The following is a 7,535-nucleotide window of genomic DNA, read 5'->3' on the forward strand; positions in this document are numbered from 1 at the left end:
CGTGCCTGGACTACATCAACGAGCACTGGACCGATATGCGGCCGAAGAGCCTCATAGCGGCCATGGACGGCGAGGCCGCCGCCTGACCGTGATCCGCTGACGAGGACGGGCCGGCCGCGCTCCAAGGCCGGCCCGTCCTCGCGCGTCCCGGTCGCCGCCGTCGGCGCTGTCAGCGGACCATCGCGGGCGACGAGCCGCCCGGCACGCGCAGCGCCGGAGTCCCCGAGCCGTCCGCCGGTACGGCCCAGATGTCGCTCGTGCCCTTGGCGCGGCCCGGCAGGGCGTAGCCGACGGTGCGGTCGTCCAGCCACGCCGCCTGGTCGTCGACGCTGCGCGCCTCGGCGAGCGGCGCCTCCCGCATGGTGCGCAGGTCGAGCACGTACAGCCGCCAGGGATCGGTGGCCCCGGGCCGGACCCGCTTCTTGAAGACGAGCCGGGTGTTGTCGGGGGAGAGCGAGGGGCACTCGACGTTCTCGCGCAGTGCGCGGGCCTTCCACGTCCTCATGTCGCCCTCGACGAGATAGGTGTGGCCCTTGGTGGAGACGGTGGCGTAGAAGCGGTTGTCGTCTCGGGCGAAGGTGACGCCCCAGTAGTTGACGTCGGGGGAGTGGTAGCGCCGGCCGTCGAGGGTGAGCTGGATCTCCTCCATGTTCTTGATGAGGTAGCCGGTCCGGGTGTCCAGGATCGAGGTGCGGGTGGAGAAGGACGAGGTGGCGTACGAGTCGCCGGTCGCGAACATCGTCCACGACAGCATCCGCCCGGACGCCGAGACCCGCGCCCGGTTGGGGATGCCGGTCAGCGCGATGCGGCGCTTCTCGCGGAGCTTGCCGTCCAGCACGACGGCGTACGAGGTCGGCGGGATGCCGGGGCGGCGCGTCAGGCACAGGCCGGTGCCGCCCGCCGCGTAGAAGCGCTCGCACGCGGGCCCGCCGGTGGTGCGCTCGGACGCCGCCACCCCCGGAGCGGCGGGCAGCCGGGCCACGCGGCCGTGCCCCGCGGCGGTGCTGCGGAAGTACAGATTGCCGCTGTCGAGGCCGAACGCGGAGACGGTGTCCGCCGGTTCGGCCCGGTGCGCGGCCCCGACCGTATAGACGGCGGCGACGGCGGCGAGCACGACGCCCGCCGTCGCGACGGCGATCACCTTGGCGCGCGTCGGCAGCGCCGCGAAGGGGGTACGGGCACGGTCCTGGCCGGTCCGGTCCGAGACGAGCGGCGTCGCGTCCGGCGCCGTCTCGGCCACCCCGGTTTCGTCGCTCATGGGTGACGGCAGTGACGACGGCATGGGATCACGCGCTCCTTTCGAGGCGGCGGAGCAGAACGGCCGAGCAGGCAAGCGCCGCCGCCAGCGCCAGCACGGCGGTGATGAGCGCGGGCCGTACGCCCCACAGCGTCCAGGCCGCCCCGAACCCGGCGGCGGCGAGCAGCCGGGCCAGCGCCTGGCCCGTCTGGAGCAGGGCCATGCCGCTCGCGCGCCGGGCGGCCGGCAGCACCGGACCGGCGAGCGCCATCAGCACGCCGTCGGTCGCCGCGTAGAAGACCCCGACCAGCAGCAGGACGCCGACCAGCAGGAGCGCGCCCGCGCCGGTGGTGAGCAGCAGCAAGTACGCGCCGAGCAGCGCCGCGTGCCCGAACAGGAAGGGCACCCGGCGGCCGATGCGGTCGCCGAGCCGCCCGGCCGGCACGGCGAGCGAGAGGTAGACGGCGGCGGCCCCCAGCGGCAGCAGCGGGAACCAGCGCACGGCGAAGTCCAGCTGCTTCTGGAGCAGCAGATAGACGAACGCGTCCCCGATGGTGGCCGCTCCGAGCAGCGACGCGGCGCCGAGGACGCGGCGGAAGTCGGGGTCGCGGAACGGGTCGAGGATCTTGGGGCGGGCGGAGGACGGCGGTGCGTGCGTCCGGGCGGACAGCGGCAGCGCCTCGCGCCCCGGCACGAAGGCGACCAGCATCAGCACCCCCAGCAGCCCGACGCAGAAGCTGACGACGAACACGGCGTCGTACGCGTCGGCGGTGGCCCACAGCAGGGCGAACGCGGCGAGCGGGCCGAGGAGCGCGCCCGTGGTGTCCATGGCGCGGTGCACGCCGAAGGCGCGGCCCAGCGTCTCGGGCGGGCTGCTGAGCGAGATGATCGCGTCGCGCGGCGCGGTCCGCACCCCCTTGCCGATCCGGTCGGCGGCGAGCGCCGCGCCGATGCCGAGGGTGCCGCCGCCCGCCAGCAGCAGCCCGACGCGGGAGAGCGCCGAGAGCGCGTAACCGGCCCCGGCGACGAGCTTGTGCCGGTTGCCGCGGTCGGCCGCGTGCCCGCCGACGAGCCGCACCAGCGCGGTGACGCCGTTGTAGAGGCCGTCGAGGAAGCCGAACTGGAGCGGGGAGAGGCCGAGATGGAGGACGAAGTAGAGCGGCAGCACCGCCGTGACCATCTCGGAGGAGACGTCGGTGACGAGGCTGACCGAGCCGAGGGCGAGGACGGGGCCGGCGACGCGGCCGCGCGACACCTTGCGTGCCGCCTCGGCCGCGCCCGTGGTGGCGAGGTACATCAGGGGCGTCCGGGCCCGCTCAGCGGCACTTGTACGACGGGCTGGCGTCCTTGGTCTTGCCGTCCGTGCCGATCAGTTCCCAGGAGTAGCCGTCGTCGGTGAAGTTCAGCTTGACCACGCCGAAGGTCTTGGTCAGCCGCTTCTCGCTGTTCGGCTGGACCTCCTCGATCTTGTACGGGTTGGCGCCGCCCATCCCGCCGAGCAGCTCGACCAGGCCGTTCGGGTCGGCCTTGCCGTCCGCGTTCTGCGGCGCGAACCGCTCGTAGTGGTGATCGTGGCCGTTGAGCACCAGCTCGGCCTTGGCGTCGATCAGCATCTTCCACACGGGCCTGCTGACGGGGTCGTTGCCGTGCTCGCCGGAGGAGTAGAGCGGGTGGTGCCAGTAGGCGGCCACGCACTTCTTGGTGTTGGCGGCGAGGTCGGCCTTGAGCCAGTCGGTCTGCTCGGACTTGTCGAGGCTGTTGGAGTCCAGCGCGATGAAGTGCCAGTTCTCGTGGTCGAAGCTGTAATAGCTCTTGCCCTTGGGGTACGCGATGGAGCCGAAGTAGGACTTGTAGCCCTTGAGCGCGCCGTCCGGGTCGTATGTCTCGTGGTTGCCCGCGATGGGGTGGGTCTTGGCCTTGAACGCGCCCCAGGTCGTGTCGTAGTACTTCTGGAAGTCCTTGAGCCGGGCGTCGTCGTACTGGTTGTCGCCCATGGTCATGACAAACGCGGGGTTGATCTTCTTGACCAGCGCGGCGGTCTTGGGGTGGACGCAGCTGCTGCTGCTCGCGGTGCACTGCTCGGCGATGTCGCCCGCCGCGACGGCCGTGAACCCGGCGGCCTTCGCTCCGGCCTCCGCCCCCGCCGGGCGGCCCGTCGCGGCGTCCGCCCGGTCGCCCGGCGACCACAGCAGCGCGCCGCCGACCAGGGCGAGGGCGGCCCCCGCGGCCACGGGGACACCGATCCAGGGGTTGATCCGGGGGTTGATCCGGGGGTTCCTGACGAGCGGCTTCCTGGCGCGGGGGGTGGGCGTCATGTCCGTCTCCTCGGTAGGCGGGCGAGCCGTTGCGAGGAATCCTGACGACCGCTCATGTACGCGTCAAGAACTGCGGACGAACTATTGTTAGGAAACTTTCCTACCCTGGCTGCGGGGGTCTCGGCGCGTCCCTCCTAGCCCAACTCGACCTCGTAGAAGCAGTAGTGGTCCTTGATCCGGGCCACGCCGTCCTTCGGCTCGGGGTAGGCCCACACCATGTCCCGCGGGCCGCCGTCGAGCGACCAGTAGGAGGCGGTGCCCTTGAACGGGCAGTACGTGTGGGTCTCGGACGGGGTCAACAGGTCGGTGCGTACGTCCTCGGGCGGCAGGTAGTAGCGCACCGGCAGCCCGGTCTCGTGCAGCAGGAGGGGGCGGCTGCTGTCGGCGATCACCTGGCCGTCGCGCACGACGCGTACGTGCTCCGTGCCCTGCTCGATCTCGATGTCGTGTCCCTGGGGTGCCATGTGAGTGCCTCTCGGTCGGGACCGCCGGCCCGCCCGCGCGGGCGGACGAAGCGATCTGCCTTCTGCCTTCTGCCTTCTGCCGGAAAGTCTCGCAGCCTTCGTGCCGGGCGCTCAGTCCTCCTCGCGTTCCTCGCCGCCCGCGAGGAACGCGGCGAGCAGCGCCCTCTTGTCCGGCTTGCCGCCCGGCGTCAACGGCGCCTCCCGCACCACGGTGACCGCCGCCGGGACGCTCGCCTCGCCCAGTTCGGCCGCGACGCGCGCGCGGAGCGCGGCGAGGTCCGGGGTGCGCCCGGCGACGGGGACGACGAAGGCGTACGCGGCCTCGCCCGTACGCTCGTCGGGCGCGCCGGCCACGTACGCCTGGTCCACGTCGGGGTGGCCGGCCAGACACTGCTCGATCGCCCCGGCGTAGTGCAGCACGGCGTTGACGATGATGACGTCCCGGCTGCGCCCGGTCAGCCGCAGCAGACCGTCCTCGTCCAGGCGTCCCAGGTCGCGGGTGCGCACCCAGCCGTCCCGCAGTACTTCACGGGTCTGCTCCTCGTCCTGCCAGTAACCGGTCATGGCGCTCTCCGTGCGGGCCCAGATCTCACCGGTCTCCCCGGCGGCCTGCGGCCGGCCCTCGGGGTCGCGGACGCTGAGCTCGACGGTGTCCAGGGGGCGGCCGACGGTCGTCCGCGTCAGGAGCTCCTCGCGCGGCAGGGCGGCCAGTTCGCCGGGGGTGAGCAGGGTGAGCATGCCGGTCTCGGTCTGCCCGTACGCGTGGTGGACCGCGGCGCCCAGCCGGTCGACGGCCTCGGCGAGCCGGTGCGGGGCCAGCGGGGAGCCCGCCACCAGCAGGGCGCGCAGGCTGCTCGTGTCGACGGGCTCGGTGCGCAGGGCGTCGAGGATGTGGTGCAGCCGGGGGACGGTCAGCAGGCAGGCGGTGATCCGGTGCTCCTCGAAGACCCGCGGGAACTCCAGTGGGGGAGCGGGGATGACGGCGGTGCCGCCGCCGAGCAGGCTCAGCCCCAGGTGCTCGAAGATCACCGCGCTGGTGAGGGTGCCGAAGAGCAGATAGCGGGAGTAGCCCGCGGCCAGATCCGCGGTGCGCGCGGTCCAGCGGGCGGGCTGCCACGCCCAGTTCCGGGTGAGGCTGCGGTAGGTCTGCGCGCAGCCCTTGGGACGGCCGGTGCTGCCGCTGGTGAGGTTGATCAGCGCGATGTCGTCGGGGCGGCCCAGCGCGGTGAGTCCGTCGGGCGCGATGGTCTCGGAACCGGGCTTCAGCAGGTCGGGGCCGAGGCGGAGCCGGGTCATCTTCTCCGCGGCAGGGGGGAGTTGGAGGCCCTCCGTGCTCTCGTCGGTGACCAGGACTGCGGCGGCGTCGGTCAGTACGTGCGCGAGTTGATGGGCTGTCAGGCCCGGCGGCAGGCCGGTCACCCGGCAGCCGAGCAGGTGGGCCGCGATGCGCAGGGCGAACGCCTCGGGGGTGACGCCGGTCGCCAGGGTGACGGGGCGGCCGGGCCCCAGGCCCTCGGCGCGCAGTGCGTGCGCGCACCGGGCGATCAGCTCCAGCACCTCCCCGCGCGCTACGGGGCGCGAGCGGTATTCGAAGGCCGGCGCGTCCGGCCGGGCGCGGAAGGCGTCGATGAGGGGCTGCGGGAAAGGGGATTCGGTCGAATGATCCACTTTGATTCCGCTCCGGGGGTGCGAATGGCTGGAATACGCCGTGATCCGGCGGTCCCGATGGGGTGGGATCGGTTCGGTCCAATGGGGCCGAAGGGCCGCTCACAAGCTATCGCCAACGTCCTTCACAACCACCCGAAGGGGGTGTGATGTAGGTCACAAAAACGCGGTCTGGTGTCGTTCTTTAACTATCAAGTACTGTCGTTCCAATCTCCCCGCGGAACAGGAGAAAACAATGGCCGCTGAAGAATCTGTCGACTATCTCGTTGTCGGTGGCGGACCCGCCGGATTGCAGGCGGGATATTTCCTGGGGAAAGCGGGGCGAAGTTACCTCATTGTGGAATCCGGCGCCGCTCCGGGTACGTTCTTCACACGCTTCCCCCGGCACCGCACGCTCATATCCATCAACAAGGTGCACACCAGCTGGGACGATCCCGAGCGCAAAATGCGGACCGACTGGAACTCCCTCCTCAGCGACGAGCACGCCCCGCTCTTCACGACCTACACCGAGCGGTATTTCCCGGCCGCCGACGACTACGTCCGCTACCTCGCCGACTACGCCGCCACGCACCGGCTGCGGATCCGCTACGGCACCCGCGTCGCCGAGATCACCCGCCCCGGCGACTTCGTCGCCCGCGCCGAGGACGGCAGCGTCTACCGCGCCAAGCGGCTCATCATGGCGACCGGCTACACCCGCGCGTACGTGCCGGACATCGAGGGCGTCGAGACGGCGGAGCGCTACGACGCGGTCAGCACGGACGCCGCGGAGTTCACCGGCTCCCGCGTCCTGATCATCGGCCGCGGCAACTCCGCCTTCGAGACCGCCGACCACCTCACCGAGAAGGCCGCGGTCATCCACGTCGCGGGCCCCGGCTCGCTGAAACTCGCCTGGCAGACCCACTTCGTCGGCCATCTCCGCGCCGTCAACAACAACTTCCTGGACACGTACCAGCTCAAATCGGAGAACGCGGTCCTGGACGGCCGAATTCTGCGCATAGAGCGGCACGCCGACTCCTCGTACACCGTCGCGGTCTCCTTCGCCCGTGTGAACGAGGTCGTCAAGGAGATACGGTACGACCGGGTGATCCTCGCCACCGGATTCCGCTTCGACGCCTCCGTATTCGCCCCGGAATGCCGTCCGGAAATGGTCATCAACGACAGGTTCCCGGCGCAGAACGACGCCTGGGAATCGACGAACGTACCCGACCTGTACTTCGCCGGGACCATCACACAGGCACGCGACTTCAAGAAATCCACCAGCGGATTCATTCACGGCTTCCGGTACAATGTCCGGGCCCTGCACCGCATCCTCGAACAGCGCTACCACCACCACTCCTGGCCCGCCCGCGCCCTGGCCGGAACGCCCGAGGCCGCCACCGACGCCGTCATCGAGCGCGTCAACCACACCTCGGCGCTGTTCCAGCTCTTCGGCTTCCTCGCCGACGCCGTCCTCGTCGGCCCGGACGGCACCCTGCGCTACTGCGAGGAAGTCCCCGTCGCGCACCTGCACCGCGCCGTCGCCGACGGCCGCTTCGGCGACGTCGACAGCTACGCCGCCGTCACCCTCGAATACGGCGCCGACCACGACCTCGTCAACCCGTTCGACGTCTCGGCGGGCCGCGTCTCCCAGCAGTCCACCACCGGACTCGACGGCCGCTACCTGCACCCCGTCGTCCGCTTCTACCGCACGGGCGACGACGAGCCGACCGGCGAACACCACCTCACCGAGAACCTGGAGAACGAGTGGGACAGCGAGGACGTGCACCGCACCCCGCTGCTGCGCTTCCTCCGCACCCGCCTCGACGACCGCCTCCCGGCCTCCCAGCCGTGATCCCCACCCTGTCGGACCTGCGC

6 protein-coding genes are annotated in these 7,535 nt (G+C 71.3%); 1 reads left to right on the forward strand and 5 read right to left on the reverse strand.

The genetic code is table 11. From position 1 onward, the window contains the following. Nucleotides 1-169: 169 nt before the first annotated feature. The 5 genes from ACFU99_RS25725 to ACFU99_RS25745 all read right to left on the reverse strand — a co-directional run bounded on the left by ACFU99_RS25725 (nucleotide 170) and on the right by ACFU99_RS25745 (nucleotide 5,684). Nucleotides 170-1,258 carry a hypothetical protein gene (locus tag ACFU99_RS25725; protein WP_384395909.1) on the reverse strand — a complete coding sequence of 363 codons (1,089 nt, stop codon included), beginning with the start codon at nucleotides 1,256-1,258 and terminating at the stop codon, nucleotides 170-172. 28 nt (nucleotides 1,259-1,286) lie between these two features. After that, complete coding sequence (locus tag ACFU99_RS25730) at nucleotides 1,287-2,534, reverse strand: MFS transporter (protein ID WP_384395912.1); 1,248 nt, start codon at nucleotides 2,532-2,534, stop codon at nucleotides 1,287-1,289. A 19-nt stretch (nucleotides 2,535-2,553) separates the two neighbouring features. Next, a complete protein-coding gene (locus ACFU99_RS25735) occupies nucleotides 2,554-3,552 on the reverse strand; it encodes a metallophosphoesterase family protein (protein ID WP_384395915.1) in 999 nt (332 codons plus the stop codon). A gap of 134 nt (nucleotides 3,553-3,686) precedes the next feature. Further along, complete coding sequence (locus ACFU99_RS25740) at nucleotides 3,687-4,016, reverse strand: DUF427 domain-containing protein (protein WP_384395918.1); 330 nt, start codon at nucleotides 4,014-4,016, stop codon at nucleotides 3,687-3,689. Between the two features lie 111 nt (nucleotides 4,017-4,127). Next, nucleotides 4,128-5,684: a class I adenylate-forming enzyme family protein gene (locus ACFU99_RS25745; protein ID WP_384395921.1), complete on the reverse strand. Its 1,557-nt coding sequence runs from the start codon at nucleotides 5,682-5,684 to the stop codon at nucleotides 4,128-4,130. Between the two features lie 232 nt (nucleotides 5,685-5,916). Between ACFU99_RS25745 and ACFU99_RS25750 the strand changes: the two genes are divergently transcribed. Further along, nucleotides 5,917-7,512 carry an NAD(P)-binding domain-containing protein gene (locus ACFU99_RS25750; RefSeq protein ID WP_384395924.1) on the forward strand — a complete coding sequence of 532 codons (1,596 nt, stop codon included), beginning with the start codon at nucleotides 5,917-5,919 and terminating at the stop codon, nucleotides 7,510-7,512. The last annotated feature ends 23 nt before the right edge of the window (nucleotides 7,513-7,535 follow it).

Origin of the sequence: Streptomyces sp. NPDC057654 (assembly GCF_042800135.1) — a bacterium.
Classification (GTDB): Bacteria; Actinomycetota; Actinomycetes; order Streptomycetales; family Streptomycetaceae; genus Streptomyces.